The organism is Paenibacillus dendritiformis, assembly GCF_015845845.1.
Classification (GTDB): Bacteria; Bacillota; Bacilli; order Paenibacillales; family Paenibacillaceae; genus Paenibacillus_B; species Paenibacillus_B dendritiformis_C.
Map to the genome: position 1 here is coordinate 1 of NZ_LDIG01000132.1, position 26,831 is coordinate 26,831.

Annotated in this window: 27 protein-coding genes and 3 pseudogenes; 6 read left to right on the top strand and 24 right to left on the bottom strand. The window is 55.2% G+C overall.

Going from position 1 to position 26,831, the window contains the following annotated elements; translation table 11 throughout:
• From ABD76_RS12205 to ABD76_RS12245, 9 genes and pseudogenes are all read right to left on the bottom strand, one after another.
• A pseudogene (locus ABD76_RS12205) lies at positions 1-1,089 on the bottom strand (DNA ligase); the annotation flags it as partial.
• 100 nt (positions 1,090-1,189) lie between these two features.
• Positions 1,190-1,852 (bottom strand): ribonuclease HII, encoded by a 663-nt coding sequence (locus ABD76_RS12210; RefSeq protein ID WP_197257214.1) that lies wholly within the window; start codon positions 1,850-1,852, stop codon positions 1,190-1,192.
• A gap of 876 nt (positions 1,853-2,728) precedes the next feature.
• A complete protein-coding gene (gene ylqF / locus ABD76_RS12215) occupies positions 2,729-3,619 on the bottom strand; it encodes a ribosome biogenesis GTPase YlqF (protein WP_197257216.1) in 891 nt (296 codons plus the stop codon).
• Between the two features lie 36 nt (positions 3,620-3,655).
• Complete coding sequence (gene lepB / locus ABD76_RS12220) at positions 3,656-4,276, bottom strand: signal peptidase I (RefSeq protein WP_197257218.1); 621 nt, start codon at positions 4,274-4,276, stop codon at positions 3,656-3,658.
• A 137-nt stretch (positions 4,277-4,413) separates the two neighbouring features.
• Positions 4,414-4,755 carry a 50S ribosomal protein L19 gene (gene rplS / locus ABD76_RS12225; RefSeq protein ID WP_197257220.1) on the bottom strand — a complete coding sequence of 114 codons (342 nt, stop codon included), beginning with the start codon at positions 4,753-4,755 and terminating at the stop codon, positions 4,414-4,416.
• A 315-nt stretch (positions 4,756-5,070) separates the two neighbouring features.
• Positions 5,071-5,481, bottom strand: coding sequence for an SMI1/KNR4 family protein (locus ABD76_RS12230; protein ID WP_197257221.1), 411 nt, complete (start codon positions 5,479-5,481; stop codon positions 5,071-5,073).
• Positions 5,482-5,681: 200 nt separating this feature from the next.
• Positions 5,682-7,523, bottom strand: coding sequence for an SGNH/GDSL hydrolase family protein (locus tag ABD76_RS12235; protein WP_197257222.1), 1,842 nt, complete (start codon positions 7,521-7,523; stop codon positions 5,682-5,684).
• A 291-nt stretch (positions 7,524-7,814) separates the two neighbouring features.
• Positions 7,815-8,405, bottom strand: coding sequence for an RNA 2',3'-cyclic phosphodiesterase (thpR, locus tag ABD76_RS12240; protein WP_197257223.1), 591 nt, complete (start codon positions 8,403-8,405; stop codon positions 7,815-7,817).
• Between the two features lie 3 nt (positions 8,406-8,408).
• Positions 8,409-9,245, bottom strand: a complete 837-nt coding sequence (locus ABD76_RS12245) for an AraC family transcriptional regulator (RefSeq protein ID WP_197257224.1) — start codon at positions 9,243-9,245, stop codon at positions 8,409-8,411.
• Positions 9,246-9,364: 119 nt separating this feature from the next.
• Between ABD76_RS12245 and ABD76_RS12250 the strand changes: the two genes are divergently transcribed.
• The gene (locus ABD76_RS12250) at positions 9,365-10,645 is read left to right on the top strand and encodes an alpha-L-fucosidase (protein ID WP_197257225.1); all 1,281 of its coding nucleotides are present in this window, start codon (positions 9,365-9,367) and stop codon (positions 10,643-10,645) included.
• A gap of 788 nt (positions 10,646-11,433) precedes the next feature.
• Here ABD76_RS12250 and trmD read toward each other — a convergent pair.
• From trmD to ABD76_RS12280, 6 genes are all read right to left on the bottom strand, one after another.
• Positions 11,434-12,306 (bottom strand): tRNA (guanosine(37)-N1)-methyltransferase TrmD, encoded by an 873-nt coding sequence (trmD, locus tag ABD76_RS12255; protein ID WP_197257226.1) that lies wholly within the window; start codon positions 12,304-12,306, stop codon positions 11,434-11,436.
• Positions 12,306-12,824: a ribosome maturation factor RimM gene (gene rimM, locus ABD76_RS12260; protein ID WP_197257227.1), complete on the bottom strand. Its 519-nt coding sequence runs from the start codon at positions 12,822-12,824 to the stop codon at positions 12,306-12,308. Before rimM ends, trmD begins: the two co-directional genes overlap by 1 nt.
• Positions 12,825-12,951: 127 nt before the next feature.
• A complete protein-coding gene (locus tag ABD76_RS12265; protein WP_168182982.1) occupies positions 12,952-13,182 on the bottom strand; it encodes a KH domain-containing protein in 231 nt (76 codons plus the stop codon).
• Between the two features lie 23 nt (positions 13,183-13,205).
• Positions 13,206-13,478, bottom strand: coding sequence for a 30S ribosomal protein S16 (rpsP, locus tag ABD76_RS12270; RefSeq protein ID WP_006676643.1), 273 nt, complete (start codon positions 13,476-13,478; stop codon positions 13,206-13,208).
• Positions 13,479-13,532: 54 nt separating this feature from the next.
• The gene (ffh, locus tag ABD76_RS12275; RefSeq protein WP_197257228.1) at positions 13,533-14,906 is read right to left on the bottom strand and encodes a signal recognition particle protein; all 1,374 of its coding nucleotides are present in this window, start codon (positions 14,904-14,906) and stop codon (positions 13,533-13,535) included.
• 19 nt (positions 14,907-14,925) lie between these two features.
• Positions 14,926-15,285, bottom strand: a complete 360-nt coding sequence (locus ABD76_RS12280) for a putative DNA-binding protein (RefSeq protein ID WP_087443022.1) — start codon at positions 15,283-15,285, stop codon at positions 14,926-14,928.
• Between the two features lie 355 nt (positions 15,286-15,640).
• On the opposite strand from ABD76_RS12280, the gene ABD76_RS12285 reads away from it, so the two are divergent.
• The gene (locus tag ABD76_RS12285) at positions 15,641-16,063 is read left to right on the top strand and encodes a TipAS antibiotic-recognition domain-containing protein (protein WP_197257230.1); all 423 of its coding nucleotides are present in this window, start codon (positions 15,641-15,643) and stop codon (positions 16,061-16,063) included.
• A gap of 86 nt (positions 16,064-16,149) precedes the next feature.
• Here the strand turns inward: ABD76_RS12285 and trhA are convergent, their stop codons facing one another.
• The 6 genes from trhA to ABD76_RS29505 all read right to left on the bottom strand — a co-directional run bounded on the left by trhA (position 16,150) and on the right by ABD76_RS29505 (position 22,429).
• Positions 16,150-16,797 carry a PAQR family membrane homeostasis protein TrhA gene (trhA, locus tag ABD76_RS12290; RefSeq protein WP_197257238.1) on the bottom strand — a complete coding sequence of 216 codons (648 nt, stop codon included), beginning with the start codon at positions 16,795-16,797 and terminating at the stop codon, positions 16,150-16,152.
• A gap of 166 nt (positions 16,798-16,963) precedes the next feature.
• Positions 16,964-17,833 carry a MurR/RpiR family transcriptional regulator gene (locus tag ABD76_RS12295; RefSeq protein WP_197257240.1) on the bottom strand — a complete coding sequence of 290 codons (870 nt, stop codon included), beginning with the start codon at positions 17,831-17,833 and terminating at the stop codon, positions 16,964-16,966.
• A 248-nt stretch (positions 17,834-18,081) separates the two neighbouring features.
• Positions 18,082-19,059, bottom strand: coding sequence for a GNAT family N-acetyltransferase (locus tag ABD76_RS12300; protein WP_197257242.1), 978 nt, complete (start codon positions 19,057-19,059; stop codon positions 18,082-18,084).
• Between the two features lie 28 nt (positions 19,060-19,087).
• On the bottom strand, positions 19,088-20,494 hold the full coding sequence (locus tag ABD76_RS12305) for a (Fe-S)-binding protein (protein ID WP_197257244.1): 1,407 nt from the start codon (positions 20,492-20,494) through the stop codon (positions 19,088-19,090).
• The gene (locus ABD76_RS12310; protein ID WP_197257246.1) at positions 20,491-21,906 is read right to left on the bottom strand and encodes an FAD-binding oxidoreductase; all 1,416 of its coding nucleotides are present in this window, start codon (positions 21,904-21,906) and stop codon (positions 20,491-20,493) included. Before ABD76_RS12310 ends, ABD76_RS12305 begins: the two co-directional genes overlap by 4 nt.
• A 379-nt stretch (positions 21,907-22,285) precedes the next feature.
• Positions 22,286-22,429 carry a hypothetical protein gene (locus ABD76_RS29505; RefSeq protein WP_242069534.1) on the bottom strand — a complete coding sequence of 48 codons (144 nt, stop codon included), beginning with the start codon at positions 22,427-22,429 and terminating at the stop codon, positions 22,286-22,288.
• Between the two features lie 65 nt (positions 22,430-22,494).
• Here ABD76_RS29505 and ABD76_RS29510 point away from each other — a divergent pair, with 65 nt between their 5' ends.
• From ABD76_RS29510 to ABD76_RS12330, 4 genes and pseudogenes are all read left to right on the top strand, one after another.
• Complete coding sequence (locus ABD76_RS29510) at positions 22,495-22,824, top strand: hypothetical protein (protein WP_242069537.1); 330 nt, start codon at positions 22,495-22,497, stop codon at positions 22,822-22,824.
• Positions 22,724-23,221: pseudogene (locus ABD76_RS12320) on the top strand (IS3 family transposase); the annotation flags it as partial. The gene ABD76_RS29510 and the pseudogene ABD76_RS12320, both read left to right, overlap by 101 nt.
• A 101-nt stretch (positions 23,222-23,322) precedes the next feature.
• Positions 23,323-23,964: a transposase gene (locus ABD76_RS12325; protein WP_338125106.1), complete on the top strand. Its 642-nt coding sequence runs from the start codon at positions 23,323-23,325 to the stop codon at positions 23,962-23,964.
• Positions 23,965-24,184: 220 nt separating this feature from the next.
• A complete protein-coding gene (locus ABD76_RS12330) occupies positions 24,185-24,595 on the top strand; it encodes a transposase (protein WP_197257250.1) in 411 nt (136 codons plus the stop codon).
• Positions 24,596-24,800: 205 nt separating this feature from the next.
• Here the strand turns inward: ABD76_RS12330 and ABD76_RS12335 are convergent, their stop codons facing one another.
• From ABD76_RS12335 to ABD76_RS12345, 3 genes and pseudogenes are all read right to left on the bottom strand, one after another.
• A complete protein-coding gene (locus tag ABD76_RS12335; RefSeq protein WP_197257252.1) occupies positions 24,801-25,211 on the bottom strand; it encodes a discoidin domain-containing protein in 411 nt (136 codons plus the stop codon).
• Positions 25,168-25,260: pseudogene (locus ABD76_RS12340) on the bottom strand (ATP-binding protein); the annotation flags it as partial. The pseudogene ABD76_RS12340 and the gene ABD76_RS12335, both read right to left, overlap by 44 nt.
• A gap of 164 nt (positions 25,261-25,424) precedes the next feature.
• Positions 25,425-26,723 (bottom strand): IS1380 family transposase, encoded by a 1,299-nt coding sequence (locus ABD76_RS12345; RefSeq protein WP_197253375.1) that lies wholly within the window; start codon positions 26,721-26,723, stop codon positions 25,425-25,427.
• Between the last annotated feature and the right edge of the window lie 108 nt (positions 26,724-26,831).

The following is a 26,831-nucleotide window of genomic DNA, read 5'->3' on the forward strand; positions in this document are numbered from 1 at the left end:
GGCCGTCATCTCCAGGACGGCCGCCCGGTGCACCTGCTGCTCATGCGGCACGCCGAGCAGCTGCAGCAGGCGCCCAATCCAGGCACCTCCGCCCGCGGCGGGCGCCTGGGCGAGCGCGGTGGCGGCAGGCGCAGTCACGCCGGGAGTGCGTTCGCCGCCCGCAGCAGCGGCCGCCGTTGAGGCCGTTGGCCCAGCCGCTCCTGTTGACACTGGCGAAGCACTTGCGCCCGCCGGCCCGGCAGCGGGGCCGCCGCCCGCGTGCGTGGCGGCATTCCCTGCTGGCAAGCCGCCTGCCGCGGATTGACCCGCAGCCGAAGCCGCGGCAGACGACGCCGGGTTCCCTCCCGCGGCCGCCGGAGCTGGCGCTTGGCTGCTCGGCCCGGCGCTGGAAGCGGAATCCATGCGCGGGAGCGACGCCATAATGTCGCGAACCAGCGCCTGCGCTTCCCGGAGCGACGCAGCCCAAGGAGCTGCCCCGCCCGCCGGTCCTCCTGCGGTCCGGGCTAGCGCAGCCTCGCCTGCACGTTGAAAGCCGGCAAGCAGATCATTGAGCGGCTTGCCGAACATCGCTTGCTGCAGGCCGCGCAGCGTCTCGCCGCTCAACGGCAGCTGGCGGCGCAATGCAAGACCGGCTGCCTGCATCCATCGCTCGGCCGGAACGCCTTGCGGCTTGGCCGCCAATGCCTGCGCCAACCGGGAGGCAAGCTCCTTCGTCAGCGGCAGACCACCTTTTTGAAGTTCGTGCAGGAGTCTTCGAGCCCAACCCTCGTCCGGAAGACCGGATTGCTTCAACGCTTCCTCTATCGAAGGGAGCTGAGCGAACGCCGGACCGTCAGCCGCCTTCAGCATAATCATGCCGTCCGCCTGCTGTCCCTGCACCTGAAGCCAAGCCGTCTGTCCCGGGCGCATCGGCGTATCCAGCACAGCGCGCACGGGCACCCCGTTGATCTGAATAACGGCCTCGCGTCCATTCTCGGCCACGCTGGAGACGGTGCCGCGGACCACCTGGCCGCTTTTCAATTCCAACGTTCGCTGCTCGCCGGGTCTCGCCTCCCCAACCAAGCCGCGCACCATCTGCGAAATATTCACACGCCAACCCCCGTTCCTTAAGAACAATATACTTCTTTCTATATCGGCAAACGGTGGCCGGAATATAAGCCGGACCAGAGGCCCATAGGACCTCACATCCCTAGAACAGGCTCAACTGTTCCTCCTCCGGGAAGAGCGACTTGAGGAACGATTTGCGGTGCATCGGCGTCGGACCAAGCCGCTCCAACTGCTCGCGATGCTGCTTTGTTGCATATCCTTTATGTACGGCAATGCCATAGTCAGGGTAGAGCTCGTCCCACAAGCCCGCGCACAGCCGATCGCGCGTTACCTTGGCGACAATCGAGGCCGCCGCGATAGATTGACTGTTCGCGTCCCCTTTCACAATCGCTTCCTGCGGCAGCGGGCAATCAATTCGCTCCGCGTCGATTAACAGCATGTCAGGGCGGACGCCGAGCCCCTCGACAGCCTGCTTCATGGCCAGGCGCGAAGCCTGCTTAATGTTGATGCGATCAATGGTTGACGCATCGACCTGCGCCACAGACCAAGCGATCGCGCATTCCATTATCTCTTCATAGAGCGCTTCGCGCTTTTTCGCCGACAGTTTCTTCGAATCATTTATCCCCTCAATTACGATGCCCGCGGGCAGTATGACTGCCGCCGCCACCACATCGCCGAACAGGCAGCCCCGACCGACCTCATCAATGCCGGCCACATACTGAAGCCCCTCTTCCCATAACCGCTTCTCCCAAGCGGTCAGATCGATCGCTTCCGCTTCTGGATCCGCTATCTTGCGCTGACCCATAATCTATCCCCTCTTCCTGCACTTCACTCGCCTGATTTCTCCTAAAATTCCCATCATCCGCCCGGTTGCAAAGCATCCCGTTACGATTGGTGTATAATATCTATCTATACGCCAAATAACTACATATGTTCTGCATATGGAACAACATGTCATTCTTTGTCGGAATCGTACTCGGTTATTTCTCTTTTCATGTGGATTCCGACCTCTCATGCAGCCATGATTATCCGTCATTTCGGCTCTTTTCACCAGTCTCCCTTTTAGTCAGGTTGACCTTCCCTTCCCCATCCTTTTCACCCATTATCCCTTTCCGTCAGTTTATCTAAAGCGCTGCTTTCATATATCATAGACAATAAGCCAAAATCAGGCTGGAAATGGTAACGCAAGCACTGCTTTCTGAGCTCAGGGTATATTGGTTGTAGGTAGTCTGCATGCATTCCTGACTCGATGGGAGAATAGTCATAAGCTCCTCCATCCATACCCATTTCCTGACTCGACGGGAGAGTACCCGTAAGATCCTACGCGCATACTCATTCCCTGACTCGACGGGATAGTGCTCATAAGCTCCTCCACGCTGCACATTCCCTCCCGACGGGAGAATATTCGTAAGTTCTTCCACCCATACCCATACCTGACCCAATATGAGATTGCTCGTAAGCTCGTGTCCACGCATACCCATTCCCTGACGCGATGGGAGAGTGCTCATAAGAACCTTCACATATTCTCCCTTGCCGGAGTGGAAAATGGCTCCTGTGCCATGCTGCGGCTTCATATGCGGGTTGACCGCCAGGGGAAATGGAGCGAGCGCTGAAAAATTTGGGACGAGGATCAAAAAAACGCCGCGCGTCCGATGAATCGGCGCATACGGCGCTTTCCCGTTCAATTCCCGTTCTCATTGACGAGGAAGGAATACGGCTCCTCGAGCGTTATCCGGCCCAGCTTGCCTCCGCGGAGATCGCGCAGGATGAGGCCCGACGCTTTCTCCAGATTGACGCGTCCGCCAGCCATCAGACATCCACGCTTACGGCCGATCGCTTCCATTATCTCGACAATCTCATCTTGTTCCCGGCCGCCTCCCGGCGGAATATCGAGGCCGTAGCGTTCATTGAGGCGATCCCGATACTGGTCGGCCAGTTGCTTGATCGTGTAGAACGCGATATCTTCGACATTCAATATTTCATCCTTGATCGCTCCGGTCGCCGCAAGCCGGTAGCCGACTTCCTGGTCCTCGAACTTGGGCCACAAAATGCCCGGCGTATCGAGCAGCTCCATCTCAGAACCGACCTTGATCCACTGCTGCCCCTTGGTGACGCCCGGGCGATCGCCGGTCGCGGCCACGCTGCGGCCAGCCAGCTTGTTGATGAGCGTCGATTTGCCGACATTCGGGATGCCGACGATAAGCGTGCGCACCGGGCGCGGCTTCATCCCCTTGGCGATCTGGCGCTGAATTTTCTCTTCCAGCAGCTTCCGGGCCTCGCCGGGGATCTGCGCGACGTTCGTGCCTGTCGAGGCGTCGATCGCGAGCGCGGCATGTCCTTCGCCGCGGAACGCCTGCAGCCAACGCGCATTCATCTCCGGATCGGCCAGATCCGCCTTGTTCAATAATATTAGCCGCGGCTTATTCTGCAAAATGTCGCCAATCATCGGATTGCGGCTGGACATGGGCAACCGCGCGTCCAATAGTTCGATGGCGACATCAATGAGCTTGAGCTTCTCCTGGATCTGCCGCCGGGCGCGCGTCATATGCCCGGGGAACCATTGGATAGTCATCGGCATCCACCTCCTGATGATTCAGTCTCTGCCTGCCTAGTGGTGTTGTACAAGCTTCGCATGCGACAGCGGCCAGAAAATAACATCCGCTCTTCCAATGACGTCTTTCAACGAAATAAATCCAAGCATGCGGCTGTCCGTGCTGTTGTTCCGGTGATCTCCCATAACGAAAATATGCCCTTCCGGCACGGTGTTCTTTTGAATCAAATCATTCGGGAAATCGCGATCATTGTACAGCTCGCCATTTTTATGAGCTTCGTCCAGCGCTTCTTGTATGTAAGGTTCTTCAACCTTATTGCCATTGACGTACAGATCGTCGCCGCGGTATTCAATCGTATCTCCGGCCACGCCGATAACCCGCTTAATCAAATCGCGATTCTCCTCCGGAACGTGGAAGACGACCACTTCCCCGCGCTTCGGCTCGCGGAAATCATACAATACTTTATTCACAATAAGTCGCTCGCCCGTCCAAAAATTCGGTTCCATGGAAGGGCCGTCTACGATAAACGGAGCAAATAACAGCCATCGCACGATGACGACGAGCACAACGGCGATCGCAATCGCTTTCACCCACTCCAGAAGCTCGTTTTTCGCTTGCGGCTTTTTGGTTGGCGGCTCTTCCGCATTCGGTTGCATCATTTGGTCGTGTTGATCCATCGGCAGTGCCCCGCTTTCCTCGAATTGCTGCTATGCAGTCATATCATACGCTATCGGTAGGCGAACATGCAAGCTTCGGCCACTTACGTGGAATAAAATAGCAAAAGGGACTTGCAGCTAAGCAAGCCCCCGGTTCCTTAACGGATTTCTTTGATTCTCGCTGCTTTACCGCGAAGATTGCGAAGATAATAAAGCTTCGCACGACGCACTTTACCACGGCGAGCCACTTCGATTCTATCGATTTTAGGCGTATGAAGCGGGAACGTACGCTCAACACCTACGCCGTAAGAAATCTTACGAACGGTGAATGTTTCGCTGATTCCGCCGCCACGACGCTTAATGACCACACCTTCGAACAACTGGATACGCTCGCGAGTTCCCTCGATAACTTTTACATATACTTTCAAAGTATCGCCGGGACGAAAGCTAGGAATATCCTTGCGAAGCTGGTCTTGCGTAATTGCTTGAACGATATTCATCTTGGACTCCCTCCTTCCGCACAGGTGTTCATACATCTCGGGAGCGCTCCATGCGCTCGACCTCATCGAATATAGAGGACCACCGTATTCCAAACAACAGAAATAATTCTAGCATACCGCCCAACCGATTACAAGAAAATAATTTATGTATTCATCTTATTTTCAGCCTGTCTTCGCAAACGGGTATGGTCCAGCGCATTGCGTCATTATTCAGTATGATCCGTTTTCCCATAAATAAAACAGGCGCTCCATTGCTTTTGTGAGGCTCTGCGGCTTGGAAGCAAGCGATTTTGCGTGGCGTCCGGCAATTTGCGCTTATTGGTTCGGAACGAACAGCCGCCGCACGAATTCCTCAAAGCTTTGTTCCTCGCGGTAATGAAGCGACAGGTTATCATCATGCCATATTTCGACAAGCGCCCAGCCATCCGTTGTCAGGAAGCCCACTGCATCGCCAGAACCATTGTCCCCGAACAACAGCACCTGCTGCAGATCTGCATGCTCGTCCTCATCATAACATGCGTCATAAATCTCATCCACTTCAACCAGGCCGCCATAAAAATGAAAATACCCGCCGTGGCCGTAGCCGATTTCTCTCAAAAAATCAATGTAGTCCTCAGGCACGCCTTCTATCCGCTCTCTTGCTATCTCTTTCTCACTGCATGGCTCGAGCTGATAGAGCGAAGGATTGCGGCGAATCTGTTCGCGAATCGATTCATATCTTGACATCGTATCCTCCTAAATACCATCGCGTATAATGGCAAGCGGACGAAAAGACATGGACAGGCCGTCCTTCATGCCAGCCCGAATGCAGCTTTGGTTCGCAACATGACAAAAAACCACTTTCTCCATCAAGGATACCATACCCTGAAGGGAAAGTGGTCTTGGGGGGCCGGATTAACGGTCAGATGCGGCCAGCCCCAACCGCATCAAGGCTTCGCTTCCTTCCAATAATCGTATGCATGCACCGCGTTGCCGATATAAGCGGTGAACTCGCCCAATAGTTCGGGCAGAAGAGAGAGCTGCTTCTCCATCTCGGCGCTGCCTTTGTCGAAGAAGGAAATATGGCCGCCTTCCGGGCTCTGCTTCATCTCGACGGTGACGATGAGCGGCTTCCCGTGCCGGTCGGCCATGCGCATCTCGTCGCCGACAACGGCCGCTATGCCGTTCGAGCCGTCTGCCGTGTTGCGGAACGCCATCAGCGACACATGATCCATCGTGCGAATCATCCATTCGCTGACCGACAGGTCCGGCTCGTCAGGCAGGAGCGTCCGATCCAGCCACACGGCCAAATCGATGCTCGTCTCCAGATTCGAATTCCGCTTCGTCTCCTCCACGAACATCTTCATATTGGCTGTCCATTGGCGCAGTACCTCATCCTTGCGGCTCGACCAATCCGGGAGCACGTAAGGCTCGACGTCCAGATGGATGCCATGGAACCGCTCATCCGCTTCCGCCGCGCGGTTATACTTCTTCACGTACTCGATCAGCCTGCGAATGCGCGGAGCATAATCCTGCAACGCCCAGCCGGGGTGGCCGCCCATGGCGTGCATCTCGATGCCCGCCTCATGCGCCTTCTTCACGAGCGAGCGGTAGACCTCGTACGGCTGCTCCAGATCCAACCGGACATAAAGCAGATTGACGCCTTTGTCGCGGGCAAAGGCGATGATCTCGTCCGGCTGGTGAATCGCCAGCTCGGCCCGCCAAATATAGGTGCCGACAACCGGCTTGACGCGTTCAATCGGCGAAGCGTCCGGGACCCGGTCGGGATCCGGAGCAGGTTCAGGCTTTCCCGGGTCGGGGTTCGGTTCCGGCTCAGGCTTCGGACCAGGATCGGGCTGCGGATCCGGCTTCGGTTCCGGTTCCGCCGGATCGGGCACATTCGGCTGCTGCGCCAGCAGGTCGCTCCAATAGCGGTAATCGTGAACGGCGGTTCCTCCAAAGGAAGGATGCCCCGCCAAGGATGCCCCGATCTGCTTCAAAGCGTCGTTCATGGCCGCGGCGCCCTGATTGGCGAACGTCGTATGCTCTTCTCCCGGCATCGGCTTGGCGTTGATCCCGACTAAGACCTTCGTGCCGAGCCGGTCGCCGATAGCCATCTCCTCGCGAATGAGGGCCAGGATGCCATTGCCTCCTTCCAGCTCGTGACGGTACGCCATCAACGTCGTGTAATCAAAGCGCTTCATGACCGATTCCGCCAAAGAAGCATCCGACGGATCGGTTCCGGCGTATCCATCGAACCATACCGGGATGTCCACGCCGAACTCGAGACGGCCTTCCTTCCTCCCGGCCTCCAGGAAGACGTCGACGTTGTCCATCCACGCATGAATGATCTCATTTGCGTCTTCTTCCCATTGCGGAAGCACGTACGGCTCGATGTCAAGGTGGATTCCCCGGAACCGCTCCTCCTCCGCAGCCTGTGCGTTGTAACGTTGGATTTTGTGAAGAAAATCCATCATCCGCCCGCGGTGCGCCGGCAGCGCCCATCTCGGATCGCCCGCCAGCGCATGCACTTCAATGCCTTCCTTGGCGGCCTGCCGCACGAATTGGCGGTATGCCGACTCCGGGACATCCGGGTGGATATGCAGGTACATCACATTAATCTGGTTATTTTCGGCAAAAGACATCAATTGCTCCGGATCCGAAACGATGCGCTCGGCCTGCCATACCCATGTCGCCTGCCGCGGTTCGTCCGCCTGCTTGAAGCCTGCCATCAGGGCGGCAGATACGATGAGCAGCAGCAGACCGGCCCGAGATGCGAGTCTAGTCATTCGTCTCTCCTCCATTCCTTCCAGCAGTCACGGCGGCAGGGCGCAGCATCGTCATACCGGTACGATAACAACATTTCCCGACAGATAACGGCGTGTATGCGCTTTTTCAAAATGTGTCTCATCCCTCCTGTCTGGTACTGTCCTCGCAAACGAAGACAAGAAAAGGCCTGTTCATGGCGAAAAATGCCGGTTGGACAGGTCTTTTTTATTATAAAGGTGGCAAACCCGTAAATATATGTGAAAAAGGGCCCGTTTTCCCCGGATGTCCTGCGGGTGAAAACAAGCCCTTTTTTATGAACCGGAAGTACCGGATAACCGGAACTCCCCCAGCCGCTCGTACATCGGCGTCGACTGCATATGCGTTCGGAATAAGCAGAAGCGATCGGCCGTCCATTCCGCCGCCGCGCCGCTTTTATCCTCCTCCAGCATGCCCGGGTCCCATGGCGCAGTGCCCTTATACTTGCGGGCGATCGTAATATGGGGCCGGTATGGCCTCGATTCCGGCATGAAGCCGAGCGGAGAGGTCGTCTCCAGAACCTGATGATGCAGTTCATGAAGCCTATCGATATCTCCGGCGACCGCTGCCCATAGTACCCGCGGCGACTCAGGGAGGCCGAATGCGCCACATCCGCCCAAGCACAGCCGGAACGGCGCGCTGCGGGCCGCCGTCCGCTTCAGCCCTTCCAGCAGCGGCGCCAGCTTCGACTCCGGCGTGTCGCCGAGAAATTGCAGCGTGATATGGTAGTCCGCCGGATGAACCCAGCGGGAAAATGTCCACTCACGCCTCGCTTGCTTCGTCCAGTTATCGAGGGCGGCGCTGGCAGACTCGCCCAGCGGCACGCCGATAAACAGCCGCATCTTGTTATCGTTATCCGCCATCATCTGTCACTTCGCCTCCTCCTTATGCGCCGCTTTGAACGACGTTGGATTGAATCCGGTACTATTTTTGAACAAGCGCGAGAAATAATATACATCCAGTCCGACCGCATCGGCCACTTCGGTCACCGTCAAGGCCGTCGTCAGCAGCAACTGCTTCGCCCGCTCGATTTTCATCCGCTTCATATATTGAACCGGCGACTCCCCCATATGCTCCCGGAACAAGGTAATGAAGTAATTCGGGTGAAAATGGACCCGCTCCGCCAACTGCTGCACGTTCAGCCGCTCCGACAGATGCTCGTTCATCATCTGCAGGGCCACATTCAGCTTGTCCAGCGCCTGGGACGAAGGCAGATCAATGCGTTCCAGCCCCGCCGTCCGGAAGTACAGGCTGAGCAGATCGATCAGCATCGCCTGTTTGTTCAGCTCCGCCGTCCAATCTCCGCGGGCGTGGCATCGGATGAGCCGTTGGAAATGGCTCTCCGCCTCCCGGAACACGTCGTCCGGCAGCGTAAGGCAATACGGAATTCGGATCGACTGGAACAAATGGCGCTCACCGATCAAGGCCGTGAAGTGGCACCAAAATTTCTCGTATGTATCGGCGCTTATCGTTCCATAGGACTGAATAACGCGGGCAGGCATAATGACCATTTGGCCAGGCCCGGGATAATAGGCCGTTCCGTCGATTTCGATTCGCCCTTCTCCGCTTCGTATGAGATACATCCGGTTGAATTCCGGCACAAAGTCGGTTTCGCGCCAGCCGGGATTGCATTTCGTGTAGTATGCGTCGGTCACGCTCAGCCGCACATTGGCCAGATAGCGCTGCAGCAGCTCCGGCTTTCCCATGCTTGCATGCTCCATTCCATAATCTTAATTTTGTCCAAAAACGAATGAATTCTCTCTATCTTCATTATAACCGCTCCATCGTACAATGGGGACAAATAAGGGCAAAGGAGAGAGAAACAATGACGTTAACCGCACGCGAACAGCGTATACAATGGTTCAATCACGATCGATTCGGCATGTTTATCCATTGGGGATTATATGCCATTCCCGCCCGAGGCGAATGGGTCCGCAGCTTCGAGCGCATTTCGGTCGAGGATTACGAAAAATATTTCAATAGCTTCAATCCGGTAAATTACGATCCGAAGGCATGGGCCAAGGCCGCCAAAGCCGCAGGCATGAAATATGCGGTCATGACGACCAAGCATCATGACGGCTTCTGTCTGTTCGACAGCGCTCTGACCGACTATAAAGCGACGAATACGCCGGCGGGCCGCGATCTTATTCGTGAATATGCAGACGCTTTCCGGTCCGAAGGGCTCAAGGTCGGCTTCTATTATTCGATTATCGATTGGCATCATCCGGACTATCCGGCCTATGGCGATCGTCAGCATCCAATGCGAGACAACGCGGAGTTCAAGGATCGCCCGCAGGACTTCAACCGCTATCTCGATTATATGCACGGCCAGGTAAAGGAGCTGCTGACCAACTACGGAACAATCGACGTGCTTTGGTTCGATTTCTCTTACGAGGATATGACCGGGGAAAAGTGGAAGGCGACCGAGCTGGTGAAGATGATTCGCGAGCTGCAGCCGAATGTGTTGATCGATAACCGGTTGGGCGGCAGCATCAAGGCACGCGAGCCGGAAATCTATGCGGGCGATTTCGCTTCGCCGGAGCAGCTCCTGCCGCCGCATGGCATCGTCAACGAAGACGGGAAGCCGATTCCGTGGGAGGCGTGCATTACGCTGAATCATCATTGGGGCTATCACGCGCATGACCGCGACTACAAGACGCCGAAGCAGGTGGTTCGCGGCCTCGTCGAATGCGTGAGCAAGAACGGGAACATGCTGCTGAATGTCGGTCCGAATGCGAAGGGCGAGATTCCGCAGCTATCGCTTGACGTGCTGACGGAAGTCGGAGCCTGGATGCGGGCGAACGGCGACAGCATCTACGGCTGCGGGTCGGCAGCCCTGAGCAAGCCGGAATGGGGACGGTACACGCAAAAAGGCAATAAGCTGTACGCGCATATTTTGGATCGGGGCATTGGGCCGATCGCGCTGCAGGGCTTGAATGGCCGCGTGAAGGAAGCGCGCTTGCTGGCCGACGGCGCCGAGGTCAACATTCAGACGCCGTGGAATGCGGTCGACTATCCGGATTATCTATTCATCAATATACCGACGGCCCAGCTCCCGGATGACATCGATACCGTCATCGAGCTGACGCTGGAGGATGCCGAATAAGAGAAGACCGCTGGAGGCGTTCTCCAGCGGTCTGTTTGTTAACGGCGAAGAAGCGCTTTTTCTATACTCATCTCTTGCCAATTTTGCGTTTTCGCGTAATATGCTAGTAAAACTTGCTGTAATATCTGGGGCAACTTCAGTACAATTCATACCTATTCCACCACCAGTACTATTGCAACCATAATCTGCATTCGCCGGTAATGCAAAAAACAAAGATGACGAAAATAATGACGAAACTAAAATATTCCTCCTCTCTATTTTATTTCAAATTACTATATTTCCATAGTTCTTTAGAATAAGAAAATATTTCTATTAATGTAAATATACCCCTATTACTTTGTATAAGTATCAGGACGCTGATGCTGATTATAGGAAGATAACCGTTCCAAGGTCTGCCTTTCCAACATCAATATCCTGATTTTCTCGGGCGTATGTATCCTTACGCAATTTTTTTCATTTTTTCCGTAACAATTGTTCAAAAATAGAGACAGTTTGCCGATATAGTTAGTACAAGGGACGTTACAGTTTCTTGGAAATCATATCAGGGAGTGATTGATATGACAATATTCATCGCAGTATTGGAATTCATTGGCGCCATTATTCCTCCGTTGATTGATCTGCTGAAGATGTTCGCAGCTTGACGCGGACGAGCCGCAAGTTACTCCCACACCTAAGCCCATGAACTATGGCATGCCTGCCTTGGTTCACGGGCTTTTCCTGCATGCTGTCACTTCTGTGATCGAATATTATTGCAAAAAGAGCACATCCCGGGGAAGTGCTCTTCTGCGCTATTCCTTATTTGCTTCATTCGCCTGCCGTTCCGCGAGGATGCGCTCCAGCAGCTTGCGATCCGCCTCGTCGAGCTCGATGGACTCGAGCAGATCCGGACGCCGTTCCACGGTGCGCCGCAGGGACTGCTCTTTGCGCCACTGCTCCACCTTCGCATGATGGCCGCTCAACAGCACATCCGGCACCGTCCAGCCGCGGAAATCAGCCGGCCGCGTATAATGCGGATATTCCAGCAGGCCGGTGCTGAATGAATCCGTCACCGCCGAAGATTCATTGCCCAGCACGCCCGGCAGGAGGCGCACGACCGAGTCGGTCACGACCATTGCCGGCAGTTCGCCGCCGGTCAGCACATAGTCGCCGATCGACAGCTCGTCGGTAACGAGATGCTTGCGGATTCGTTCATCATAGCCTTCATAATGGCCGCATATCAGGATCAGATGCGATTCCTGCGCCAACTCCTCCGCCTTCGCCTGGGTGAACGGCTCGCCCTGCGGACACATCAAGATGACCCGCGGCCGCTTCCGTTCCAGACGGTTCGGGCCATTCGGCCCGTCCGACTCTCTTGGAACATTTGGGACATCCGAATCGTCGGCTCCCAGGGCTGGCCCTTCCTGCGCAAGCGGCGCCCGTTCCGCCTCCGCCTGCGCGATTACCGCTTCGACAGCCGCGAAGATCGGCTCCGGCTTCAGCACCATGCCCCCGCCGCCGCCGTACGGATAATCATCCACGGTCTGATGCTTGTTCCCGGAATAGTCCCGGAAGTTGACCGCATTCAACGTGACGAGCCCTTTTTCCTGCGCCTTCCCCAAAATGCTCGAACGGAACACGCCCTCGCACATTTCCGGAAAGATCGTCAATACATCGATGCGCATTACAGAAGCCCCTCCATCAGATGGACCTTCACCAGCTTGCCGGGAATATCGACGTCGAGGATGACATCCGGAATGGCCGGAAGCAGAATCGGCTTGCCCTTCGCAGGCTTGACGACCCAGACATCATTCGCGCCCGGCGCCAGAATTTCGCTAATCACGCCCAACTCTTTCTCCTCATCGGTGACGACGCGGCAGCCGATAATCTCATGATAGTAGTATTCGTTCTCCGGCAGCTCCTTCTGCTGATCGGCGGTAACATAGAGACTCCAGCCCTTATAGCGCTCCACGTCATTGATGTTGTCGAAATTTTTGAATTTGACAATGTAGACATTTTTCTGCGGCCGTGCGCGTTCCACGGTGACCGTGAGCGACTCCTTCGTCTCCGGGTGCTGCAAAATCAGCTCGCTGCCCGAGGCGAAGCGCTCCTCCGGGAAGTCGGTGCTTGCCAATATTTTGACATCGCCGCGAATACCGTGCGTATTGACCAGCTTGCCGACGGTATACAATTGTTCAGACATCTCGTCTCGATCCTCCTGCTATTACGGGTCTTCCTAAAGGTAGTGCAACAAGCATTATAAGTGTATCACAATTGCTTCATCTATACGAAAAAGGGTTAGGATCTCATCCTAACCCGATTCGTCATGATTAAGAAATAATGTCTACGGCAACCCTTTTTGGAAGCGTAACGGCTGCCGATGTGACGACCGTGCGAAGCGCCTTGGCAATGCGACCTTGCTTCCCGATTACCTTCCCGACATCGTCAGGATGGACGTGAAGCTCATAGACGATGATATGGTCTTTCTCCACGGCCTTCACACGGACCTCCTCCGGATGATCGACCAAAGCGCGTGCGATAACATACACTAACTCTTCCATTCGCGACCCTCCGAACGGTTAGATTACTTCTGGTATTTTTGCTCATGGAACTTCTTCATGACGCCAGCTTGGCTAAGCAAGTTGCGAACGGTGTCAGAAGCTTGTGCCCCTGTTTGCAGCCATTTCAACGCTTTTTCTTCGTCGATGTTAACGACTGCCGGTTGAGCTACCGGATTGTAGTAACCGATTTCCTCGATGAATCGACCATCACGCGGAGAGCGGGAGTCAGATACAACGACACGATAGAACGGAGCTTTATGAGCACCGATACGTTTCAGACGGATACGTACTGCCACGACTTTCACCTCCTTAACGGAATTCGGTTCGTTATGGGGAACCGGCCCTATGCATCAGCGGAAAGGAAATCTCATTCCTTTGCCGGCCTTGCTCTTCAAATTCTTCATCATCTTCGGACCTTTCGGCCCCATCATCTCGGTGAACTGCTTCATCATCCGGCGCATCTCGTCGAACTGCTTAATGAGCCGGTTGACGTCGGCCAGCGACGTTCCGCTGCCGGCAGCGATCCGCTTGCGGCGGCTGTGATTGATAATATCGGGATTTTGCCGCTCTTCATTCGTCATCGAGCGCACAATCGCCTCGATTCGGCCCATCTGGCGTTCATCCACCTTCAGATTGGCCGTCTGCTTCATCTTGTTCATGCCCGGAATCATATCCAAAATCTGATCGATTGGCCCGAGCTTCTTCACCTGCTGCATCTGCTCCAGGAAATCGTCGAACGTAAATGCGGCGTTGCGCATTTTCATCTCCATTTCCTTCGCCTTGTCCGCATCGATGTTCGCCTGCGCCTTCTCGATCAGAGACAGCATGTCCCCCATGCCGAGAATCCGGGACGCCATCCGCTCCGGATGGAACGGCTCAAGCGCATCGATCTTCTCGCCGAGAGCGGCGAACTTGATCGGACAGCCTGTCACGGCCTTGACCGACAACGCCGCGCCGCCGCGCGTATCGCCGTCCAGCTTCGTCAGCACGACGCCGGTCAGCGCAAGCTGCTGGTTAAAGCTCTCCGCGACATTGACCGCATCCTGACCGGTCATCGCATCGACGACAAGCAGAACTTCGTCCGGATTCACCGTCTCGTGAATCTGCTTCAGTTCCTCCATCAGCGCTTCATCGATATGCAAGCGGCCCGCCGTATCGACGATCACATAGTCGAGATGGTTGGCGCGCGCATGCTCCATCGCCTGGCGCGCAATCTCTACCGGGCTGACCTGATCGCCCAGGGAGAAAACCGGCACATTAATCTGCGCGCCGAGCACCTCCAACTGCTTGATGGCGGCCGGCCGATAAATGTCGGCCGCGACCAGCAGCGGCTTATGGTTCTGCTTCTGCAGCAGCTTCGCCAGCTTCCCGGACGTGGTCGTCTTCCCGGCGCCTTGCAGGCCGGCCATCATGATGACCGTCGGCGGCTTGTTCGCCTTGGCCAGCTTGGCGGCCGTTCCGCCCATCAGCTCGGTCAGCTCCTTGTTGACGATGTCAACGATGACCATGCCCGGCGTGAAGCTCTTCATCACTTCCTGGCCGACGGCCTTCTCCTTCACCTTATTGATGAATTCCTTGACGACCTTGAAGTTGACATCGGCCTCCAGCAGCGCGAGGCGCACCTCGCGCATCGCTTCGTTGACGTCGTCTTCGCTTACTTTCCCCTTGCCGCGCAGCTTGCCGAATACATTCTGCAGCCGGCTCGTTAGTCCTTCAAATGCCATTCCTATTCACCCCGTTCCCTTAATCCAACGCCTGCAGTTCACGGATAATCTTCTGCAGTTCCGCACGCTGCGGGTCGGGCATACCCATTATCTCATTCAATTCGTCGCGCAGCGCATCCAGCAGCTGCTTCCGGCGTTCGTACTTCGCTACCAATCCGAGCTTGCTCTCATAGGAGCCGAGCGTCTGCTCCGCCCGCTTAATATGTTCATACACCGCCTGGCGGCTAATGCCGAATTCAGCGGCGATCTCGCCTAATGAAAAATCATCTTGAAAATAACATTTCAGGAACGTCTGCTGCTTCTCCGTCAAGAGAGGTTCGTAGAAATCGAACAGCATGTTGACGCGGTTCGTCTTCTCCAGAACATGTTCCTCGTTCATCCGGGCCACTCCTTTCGTCAAGGAAAAAACCTTTACAGCCCATCAACGTTCCTAATCATATCCGAAACCGACCACCATGTCAAGGGATCAACCTTAACATTCGCACATTTCTTTTTTGCATATTGACCGTAACGTTACGTCACCCTTTATAATGGGCGTGTTCCAAAAGGCGGGTTTTCAGCACCAAGAAGGTTGCTTGAACACACTCGAAGCGCAGGTATGAAGGGGGCGATGAATCGATGGCCTACACCGTAAACGAAGTATCGAAGCTATCCGGCGTCAACGAATCGAGCGGCTTCAGCGACTGGTGGCCACGCTGGATCGCACAATGGACGACACGAAAGGAGAACAAGTCATGAACGCAGAGCAATGGTTCGACGGATTTGACCGAAGCAAGCAGGAGAAGTATGTAGAGGAATTGAAGGAAAGATACGGAGCGGGCGCTGAACGCCATATCCGGGAGAGCGAAGCCCGCACCAACGCCTGGTCGCGCAGCGACTGGCAGGAAGTGCAGCAGGAGTCCGAGCGCATTCACGAGCGCATCGCGTCTCTCATTCGCGAGGGCTTCCCACCGGAAAGCGACCCGATTCAGGAGGTTATCGCCGAGCACTTCCAATGGGTGAGCCGCTTCTACACCCCAACGCGAGAGGTCTATGCCGGCCTGGGCGAATTGTACGTGGACCACGCCGATTTCCGCAAGCTGTACGACCGATTCCATCCCGCTCTGGCGGAGACGCTGCGCGACGCCATGCGCATTTATGCCGAGCGCCATCTGTAATTGTAATATTCGCCGTGAAGAGAGGCGTCATGCCGGCTGCATTCCTGCGGGGCCTGGCGCCCCTCCTTCCTAAAAACTGCGTGCTGTCATCCGAGCAGGACATAGCGGTAAATGCATACGAAATGCAGTCCCGCTCCCGCCAGCACGAACAGATGCCAGATCGCATGGTGATACGGAAGCTTTTCCCATACGAAGAATACGATGCCCGCCGAGTAGCTAATGCCTCCGCATACGAGCAGGACAAGACCCGCCGGTGACAGCACGGCGGACAGCTCCGGCCAGGCCGCGACAATGAGCCAGCCCATCGCGAGATAACCGATCGTCGAGATACACATGTACCGCCCCGTATAGTATCGCTTCACTATAATGCCGGCAATCGCCGTCCCCCAGATGGCCCCGAGCAGCTTCCAGCCGAATTCATTCCGCATGTACACAAGCAGAAACGGCGTGTAGTTCCCGCCAATGAATACATAAATGGACATATGATCCGCCATCGTCAGCCATGCCTTGCGCTCCCCTTCGGGGGTGCTGTGCATGATCGTCGATATGGCGAACATCATCACGAGCGTCAGCCCATACACGCCCGCGCTGACAATATGCCATACCGTCCCATGGCTTATCCCCGCCTCCACCAGCAGAGCCAACGCGCCGAGACTGCATACCATTCCGATGCCGTGCGTATAAGCGCTCGCCCTTTCGTCTCTTCGCTTCATCAGCGACGGCCGATCCATCATTCGGGTTCCCTCCTTGCCGTGTTCTGCCTGCCGCCAACATCATCTGGGCGGATTACATTATATGCAGGCGGGCGGCGGCGGTGCGGAAGCCTCGGATCGCGAAGCCCCTCCTGCGGCATGAAGTCACGGGAGGGGCCGTTGCCCGGAGTATCAGGTTGTCCAACTCTTAACCGTGCCGGTCCTTGATGAAGCGAATCGCTTCCCGCGTCTGATCCAAGTATTGCACGGTCTCGTCATATTGATGGGAGGCGACGCACATGAACAGCACATCGATGATGTGCAACTGGGCAAGCCGGGAAGACGTCGCGGCGCTCCGGAACGTCGCTTCCTTCGTCGCCGAGATGTACAGGTTGATGCCCGCTTCCGCGGCGACCGGCGAATCTCCGTAGTGGGTTAGGCTGACCGTCTGGCAGCCCTTCGCATTGGCCAGCTTCAGCAGGTCGACCACTTCCAAGGTCTCTCCGGAATAGGAAATGCCAAATACGACATCCTCCTCCGTCATGTTCGCAATATTCATTGCAGCCATATGCAGATCCGTAAACGCGGTGGCCGGCTTGTTAATCCGGAGAAATTTCTGCTGCGCATCCATGCCGATTATCGACGATGCCCCCACGCCGAAGAAATGGATGTTCCGCGCCCGGATCAACAGCTCGGCCACCGCAGCCATATCGTGAAGGTTCACAATCTCCGATGTCTCCCGCAGCGCCTGAATGCTGTTGTTCGTCATGGTCGCCAATACCGTGTCGACCTGCTCATTCGGCTTGATGTCGCGGTACCCTTCGCTCTCCGACTTATTCAAATCTCCGACAATGCGCAGCTTCAATTCCTGAAAGCCCTTTAACTTCAGCGATTTGCATAAGCGGATGACGGCAGCGCTGCTGGCATGGCATTTCTCTCCCAGCTCGGAAGCGGTCAGCGAGATCGCTTCTTCGGGATGCGCCAAAATATACGACGCGATTTTCTTCTCGGACGGAGGCAGCTTGCCCAGCATATCGGACAGCATGATCAGGCCGCCTTTCGTCGGCGAAGCAAACATGGGTGGTTCCCCCTTTCATTCCGCTCGGACACGTTCTCGGATGCTTGTCCATGCCTGATGTCGTATCCTGATGTCTCTATCTTACCGTGCGGCACGGCCGAACGCCATCGGTATCTGACTGGCATGGCGCAGCAGCGGCAAATGGACGGGCCGCCCCCGGTCCCGCCCGTCCACCATACGCCCAGGCATCTGCAATGCATCGCCCGGGGCGCCACTGCTTCTCCCTGTTCCGGCAAGAGCGCGCGGCCCTACGAATCCTCGCTCCACGACTTCGCCATCAGATCGTAGTTCTTCCACGGCTGAAAGCCAAGCTTGGCGTAAAAATCGACGAGCTCCGTCCAGTCGATGACGAGATGCTTCATCCCGCGCGCCTGCAATTCCGCGATGCCTTCCTCTACCAAGGCCAGCCCGTAGCCTTTGCCGCGATAACGGCTGTCCACGCCGAGCGGACCGATCCCGCCGAGCGGCTCCGGGACGAGCGGAGCCCAGTACGTATTCTGGGCGATATACGGGGAAGCTTCATCGTTGACGCGGCAGAAGCCGATCATCTCTCCGCTCTCTGTGAACAGGCCGAGGAATTCCCGGCCTTGCCCTCCGCGTTCCCAATAGCACTGCGCCTCATAATACCAGCGTCCAGGGAAGCATCTGCGGAAAAAACGCAGCATTTCTTCCCGATCGCTACATTCCAGCAGTCTCGCCTGCGCGCCCCCGGAATAGGCCGGACGGACGGCGGATTCATCCTTGACGCTTGCATACAGATCATGCACTTCATATAAAAAGCGGTAGCCTCTCCGCTCCAGCCATGGGCGGGCCGATGCGAGCGCTGTCGGAACTCCGGGGAAATAATGCCACGGATCCCGTCCCATAAAGACTTTGTCCACGCCGGCCGATTGCAACGCTTCTTCCGCTAGCGCAAGCAGCCGGCTTCCCAGCCCGCGGCCCCTCGCCTCGGAACGAACGACCAGCGCCTGAATCCAGCCCCCGCCTTCCCCCAGCTTCATGCCGCGTTCTTCTTCCTGCCACGTCTTCGCTATGACGAAGCCGAGCAGCGTTCCATCCGGTCCATGAGCCAGCCATGAACCCGGTGCATAGACATTGACATCTTGCAACGTATTGTGCCGAAGCAGCTCTTCCCGCATCGGAAAATGCTCGCCCAACTCCCGGTTCCATAAGTCAAGCATCGGAACCAGCCACTCGGCCTGCAATGGAATGACATTCACGTCCATTCCTCCTGCCTATATTTATTATGATATATTAGTTCAACACTTTTTCCGCAAAATAATCGACAATATGCATAACTTGAATCCGGTCATGCGCTTGCTCCCGTTCCACTCCCACCTTCATCTGCAGCAGACAGCCCGGGTTGCTCGTCAAGATGACGGAAGCCTGCGTTTCGTCAACGGCGTCCATTCGGGCGTCGAGAATATCGTTCGCCATCTGCGGCTGCATCAGATTATAAATGCCTGCCGAACCGCAGCAGATCTCCGCCCCTTCCAGCTCCACGAACTTCGTATTCGGCATCATGCGCAGCAAGCGGCGCGGACTGTCCCCGGCCCGCATCACATTGCGGAGATGGCACGAATCTTGATAGGTGACCGTGACGGAGCGGCGCGAATCCGCATCCGGCGATCGCTTGTCCGGATCCGCCAGTTCGTTCCAACGGCCCGAGCGCAGCAGCAGCTCGCTAATATCCTTCACTTGCTTGCAAAACTGCCGCGCCGGTTCGGCCCATTCCGCTTCCTCCGCCAATAGATGTTCATACTCGATCAGCGTCGCCCCGCACCCCCCCGCATTGGAGGCGATGTAATCCACGTCCGCTTCCCGGAACGCCTTCACATTCTGCAAGGCGAACTCTCGCGCCGTCTTCCGGTCGCCGCTGTGGGAGAACAAGGCGCCGCAGCAGGACTGCTCCTCCGGAATGACGACGTCGTAGCCGGCCTCCGTCAACAGACGCACCGTATTGACATTCGTCTCCGTGAACAGCACATCCATAATGCAGCCGCGGAACAGTCCGACCGTGCCGATACGCTTCCCTTTGGCAGGGAAGCGGCGCCCCCCGGCCCGCTTCACGACGCCGCGGCTGTCGGCCTGGGGCATAATCCGCTCCATCGTCTGCATATGCTGCGGAAGCCATCGCAGCATCCGGCCCCGCCGTGCCAGCCGCTGCAGACCGGAGCGCTGATACGCTTGCAATATCGTGCTCATCAGCCGCAAGCGGCGATGGCGCTTGAAGACAGGCTTCGCCAGCTTATGCAGCCGGCGCAGCGGTACCGCTCCGGGCTGCGGCTCCGTATGCTCGAACAAGACTTCCCGCGTCTGCTCCAACAGTTGGCCGTATTTGACATCGGAGGGGCATACCGGCTCGCAGGCACGGCAGCCCAGACACAGATCCATCTGCTGCTTGAAGGCCGCGTCCGGCTCCATCAGCCCGTCCGCCACCGCCTTCATGAGGGCGATGCGCCCGCGCGGAGAAGCGGCTTCCAAGCCGGTCTCCCGGAACGTCGGGCAAGACGGCTGGCAAAATCCGCAGCGCATGCAGTTCATCAGCTGCTCGTAATCGAGCGTCTGGACGAGCTGCCGCTGCAGTGCGCCCGGCTGACGCTGAGCGCGTTCCTTGTCCTGCAGGCCGTTCTCGCTGTTGGTCATGCTGCCGCTGCTCATCGCGTAATCACCAGCCTTTTGCGTGCGGGCTTGGCGAAGATTTTGCCCGGATTCATGATGCCGTTCGGATCGAACGCCTGCTTGATCCCTTTCATGACGGCGATGCCGGCCTCCCCGACCTTCCATTCCAGATAAGGCGCCTTGACCGTGCCGACGCCGTGCTCGCCGGTGATGGTGCCGCCGAGCCGGATCGCCTCCTCGAAAATATCGGCGAACGCCTGCTCCACCCGTTCGATCTCCGCGCTGTCTCTCGCATCCGTCGTACAGGTTGGATGCAGATTCCCGTCCCCGGCATGGCCGAAGGTGCAAATATTCAACTCGTATTGGGCCGCAATCCGGTTAATGGCCAAAACCATATCGGCGATGCGGGAGCGGGGCACCGTCGCATCCTCCAATATCGTCGTCGGGCGGATGCGCGCCAGGGTCGACAGCGCGCTGCGCCTCGCCTTCATCAGCTGCTCCGCCTCGTGCTCATCCCGCGCCATATCGATGCGGGCCGCCCCTTCCTCCCGGCATATCGCGGCGATGGCATCCATATCCTTCCCGACGCCCAGCGGCTCCTGACCGTCCTGCTCGATCAAGAGCACCGCTTCCATATCCGTCGGCAGGCCGATATGATTGTATTCCTCCACGACCCGTATCGTCGGCTGATCCATGAACTCCAGCGTCGCGGGAATGATGCCGGCGCCCACGATTCGCGAGACGGAGCGGGCCGCCGCGTAAATATCCTCAAAAGCGACCAGCATCGTCTGTCTCACTCCGGGCGCAGGGATAAGCTTCACCGTCGCCTCCGTCACGATGGCGAGCGTCCCTTCGGATCCGACGAGCAGCTTCGTCAAATCGTAGCCGGCGACGTCCTTGTACAGCTTGCCGCCGGTCCGGATGACCTCGCCGGAAGGAAGAACCGCCTCCAGACCGATGACATAGTCCTTCGTCGTGCCGTACTTCAAGCCGCGCAAGCCGCCGGCGCCCTCCATAATGTTGCCGCCCAAGGTCGAGATCACCATGCTGCTCGGATCGGGCGGATAGAATAGACCCTTCTTCTCCACCTCGCGGTGGAACTGCTTCGTATTCAGCCCCGGCTGGAACGTGGCCGTCAGATTGTCGGTATCCAGTTCGAGCAGCTTGTTCATGCGGGTCATCGCCACGACGATGCCTCCGGATACCGGCACCGTGCCGCCGCATAGATTACTGGCCGCTCCCCGCGGAACAATCGGAATGCGGTGCTTATTCGCAAGACGGAGAATATGCTGCACCTCCTGCGTCGATTCCGGGTAGACGACCGCATCCGGCATCGTCTGAAGCATCGGGGTTGCATCATACGAATGCGTGATAAGCGCTTCCATATCGTCGCGGAAGCGCTCCGGGCCCAGCAGCCGAAGCAGCTCTTGCCGCACTTCGTTCAATATCATCGTACTTCCCTCCTGTTGGTATTCCTCGAGCAGGCATACTGTTCAGATATCAGATCGATTCCTAGCAACTGCATTCTGAAATTTTTTTTCAAAAATATATTGTCGTTTATGATTTAATATATCAGGAACGTCGGATAAAGGAAAGACAGTTCATCGAAAAAAGCCCGCGACAGGCAATGAAGCAAAATAATTATTACAAAAATTAAGCAGCATAATTTTTCCTGCATGAAATAATAGGCAAAAATTACTTGACAACGGCATTCATCTAGGCCGGATTCCCGCCCTTCACGCGAACGCCGCGGCAATGGAGTGTTGACTTGAATCATTCCTTTTACTCGCTATTGTCGAGCCGATCGTTCGCCAATCTGGTAGGCTCTCTTTATATGATGATGTTGATCGCCGCCGTATACCAATTGACCGGTTCGGCGACCTTCGCCGGAGCGGTCTCCTCCGTCCGCTCCATCGCTGTGCTGTCGAGCGGCTTCTCGCTGCCGTTCTGGTACACGAAGCTGACGGCCGCCAACGTGACGCGGCTGTTCCTGCTGCTCCAATGCGCGCTGTCCGCGCCTTGTCAAAGAGGACAAGCGGGTGCAGGCCAACAGCCTCGTCTCCACCAGCATGCAGATGCTGTCGCTGCTCGGCTGGACTGCCGGCGCCAGGCTCGGCCACTCGCTCGTGCTGCAGCTGTCCTCCGGGCTGCTGCTCCTCGGTTGCCTTTTCCTCGTCCGCCTGTCCCACCGGGAGCAGATCGAACGGAAGGCCACAGCATCCCGCTCCATGCTGGCTGGCTGGACCTTCCTGTTCACGCATCCGCAGAGAGCCGGAGAAAGTGCTGCTCACAGATATAACGTACCTCAAATACAACCATGGTCAGCAATGGGGATATCTCTCTTGCGTAAAAGACGGTTCCACGCATGAGATCCCTGCGCATTACTTGTCGACTTCGCTTGAACTGTCTCTTGTGGATCGAACGTTAGACAAGCTATTAGAACAACTGGGTGGCAATATTCATCCCGACGCCATTTTCCATTCGGATCAAGGCATGCATTACACACATCCCAATTTTCAAAAACTCGTAAGAGAAGCTGGATTTAGACAATCCATGTCCCGAAGAGGAAATTGTTATGACAACGCACCAATGGAGTCATTTTTCGGTCATATGAAAGACGAACTAGAGTACAAAGATTGTACAAGCATTGACGAACTTCGAGCTCGCATTAACGAGTACATTCATTTTTACAACACCGAGCGATATCAATGGACACTAAAGAAGATGACCCCTAACGAATATAGGAATCATCTTCTGGCAGCGTAGTGCTTTTTATACTGCCCATGTTAAGGGTCACAGTTCAAGTCGCTGGAAAATGGGCCTGCACTCCAGAAAGAGCAACGGGGTGAAGATGCACACCAAACTTGTTGTGTTGTTCCACACGAGGTGTTGGCGACAAGGAAGTGGTGCTGGATTTGGTGATCGATGGAGATGCCATTCATGTTTTGGATCGCGGATACATCACCTATCGTCACTATAAGCAGTGGCTGGATCATAATCTGAGCTTCGTGGCACGTATTCAGAAAAGCAGCAAGACGGCGATCATCTGCGAGCGTGAGGTCGATGAAACGACACCTGTGTTGCGGGATGCTGACGTGATCGTGAGCTACAAGGATGAAGAAGGCCAGGTAATAGAAGTCCAGCTCCGGTTAGTGGAGTATACCGATGAGAAGAATCGCCAGTACCGTGTGCTCACGAATGTCTGGGATAAGTCCGCAGCCCAATTCTGCGAGATCTACCAGTGCCGCTGGATGATTGAATTGTTCTTTAAGTGGATGAGGAAGCAGATGAGCTTAGTCCATTTGTACAGTTCACATCCAGCGGCCGTATGGAACCAGATTTTTTTAGCCTTGATCGCGTATGATTTGGTCATGTTGGTCCGCAAGGAGGCCGAGACCACTCAAACGCTATGGTCATTTGTAAAGCTGCTTCGAGCCTACATGAACAAGACGTGGGACCAATTTCTGATGGCGCTGCACCGCAAACCGACCAAAGCACTCGAAGGGTAGGCGAAAGAAACGAAAGGGTGGTCGGTCCCCAAAACACCCAAAGCAGCATAAGACCGTTAAAGTGGTGATTGGATAGATAATAATGGCATTTATATATTTTCCGGTAACATATCCCTATGGTTAGTGGGAAATCGACTTTTAGCTTTTCCAGGGAAAAGATAGGTGTAAATTTTACAAATAATGATTAATCGTTCCACGTCAAGAGCATGAAGTCTTCTTCATGTCAGGGTTCTATGCAAGGCTAGTACATTTATTGTTTGAAGATGAAGCCATGATCCGTGATTATCAAGCTCTTCAGCATACATTGTTTGAAAAAGGAAAGCAGCGAATCATCAAAACAACCGATAAGCATCGGGGAGTAAAGTTATTTTCAACCGTTCATTACGTGACAGGCAACATCGTCTGGCAGGAAGATGAAGAATATACGGCTGAAAAGTTTCTACCGTTTCTGCAGAAAGTCGTTGCAGCTTATCCCACAGGTAAAATAGCCATGTTATTAAACAATGCCCGCATTCATCATGCGAAACTGCTTGAACCGTTTCTCGATGAGCAACAAGGATGGCTTCAACTGGTTTTTCTGCCACCTATAGCCCTGAGCTTAATATCGTTGAAGGACTGTGGAAATAGTTAAAGGCGGACGTTGTTAATAATGTTTTCATGAAAACTCCCCAAAAGGTTATCGAGCGGCTTTGTATCAGGATGGAATCAGGAGAATTCTTAGAAAGTCAATAATTCAACTTATATAGCTTTACTTTAGGCTCATTTCACGTCACTCCCTTTGTTATTTTTCACTCCCTCTTTTGATTACCCTAAGGTTGCTTCCCCATGACGACGTACTAGCAGTCGATATTCACTTGGTCGTTAAATACGGCAAGCTCCCATAAGGAATAGCCATAAATGCTCCCTCTTTGCAAGCAATTTATTTTCACATAACGGGCTTTTACGGACAAACGCTCCAATTCCACCGGTCCTGGACGTCCATTCGAAATACGCTGAATCACCTCCCAATTTTCCATATCCGTCGAACATAACACTTCGTATTCCAGCGCATAAGCCCCTTCCCAAACGAGTCTGATTCTACTGATTTGCTTAAGACTGCCAAGATCGACATAAATCCACTGCTCATCCGTATACATGCTACTCCATCGGGTGGACGGGGCGTTATCCGCGACCCTTCTTGCGCTAAAATCTTCATTCTCCTCTGACGATGCGACTGCCAGCCTCCATCCCCAACCCCACTGAGAGATGGGTTTTTCCTACCCCAGGCGGGCCCAAGAGTATTAAACCCAGATTTCGAAAGCCCGTAATGGAGGCGAGTTAGTAACCTACTAGGGCGGGTAGCAACTGTAATAAACAAGAAAATATCCAGTCCCATGAGCGCTAATTCGAAAAGAAGGGCATATTTTCCCCCTCCCCATCCCACAGAGGCATTGCATTTCCATGTTTATTTTTGGAAGCGGTCATTCCAGCGCAGCAACTTTTGTCGCGATCCGTAGCCAAGTGTAGCGGTTCGGGAAATCTCTCGCCAACTTGAGAATCACCTGCCGACTATGCTGGATGATGGTCGCGGCACAGAGGAAAAACTCCTGACGAAACCGGGCAATCGTATACCCGTGATGAACCGGTTCACAGCAGTCGCGTTTAAACCGTTCGTAGAGGTTGTATGCTAACAGCTTGATTAGCAAGTCGATTTCATTCGCGGTGAAGCGGCTTGTCGAAATGCGGTTGATGGAAAAGCCACGCTTGGCTTCCTTGATGTGGTTTTCCATGCAGCAACGCTGGTTGTAGAAATGCCACAGGTCAATCGGCTCCCACTCAAGGCTTGTGACGATCGCTTCATACTGCCAATCTGTATCAAGAAGAAGCCGAGATTGATCCCCATCGTACACCTGTGCTTTGCGGATGACGGCAACACGGCGTGCTTTCTTCCAGGAGGTGGCTTTGTAGACCAGTACAATGCCCTCGATGATCCACTCCTCATCGACAAATCGCTTCCAAACGGAGCAGCGTTGCACTTCCGCTTGAAGTCGCTGGGTCCATTTCAATTTTCCTACATACCCGATTCCTTTGGATTCCCATAAGCCGTAAAAGTCCTCACCGCCAAATCCTTTGTCAAATCGGGCATACTTCACCGGACGATCACCAAGCAATTCGAACGTCTGGCGGAGGAAGTCAGCGGCATTCGTGGATGAATGCGTATTTCCAGCACGAAGAACAGCGTTTAAACACAAACGAGATTGGCCTTCATAAGCCAACAGCGGATGGTAGCTTTTACGTCCCGGTTTGTGGGGATTCGTGCCAACGGCCGCGCCTTTTTGGTGACCAAAAACGGTTTCCACGGTGGAATCCAGATCCATGATGAGTTCATCGGGCAAACCAGGCGCGATGACCTGCTGATTCAACTTTCTCAAGTCGAGTGTGAAAGTTGGTTGCTTACCAAACCGATTCAATTCTTTATACAGCAAGGTGTGGTGTGGACAGCGTCCACCGAGGAAACGTTGCACAAGTGCATCCTGTTGCAACGCTCGAAAATGAAAAAGGCGTTCACAACCGAGTGTCCAGCCGATTATGAGGTAGAGCAGGATGCGAAAAACAGGGAACAGGGAGTGCCTGTGTTTGATGTTGCTCAAGTTCTGCAATGCTTTGTCCAGTTCGATTTTTTCGAGATACTCCAGGAATACTTTGCTTCCACCAACGCTGGAAGCGTGACGCAAGGAAAATTCAGTCTTGATTTTGCTGACGGGTGTGGTAGACTTCACCTAAAAGGTGCTCCTCTCTTTGGGTGATGTTGTTTTCGCAAACACTATTCTACCAAAGATTTGGGCCCTTTTTTCATTTTTCAGGCACAGTTACTTTCGAAATTCAGG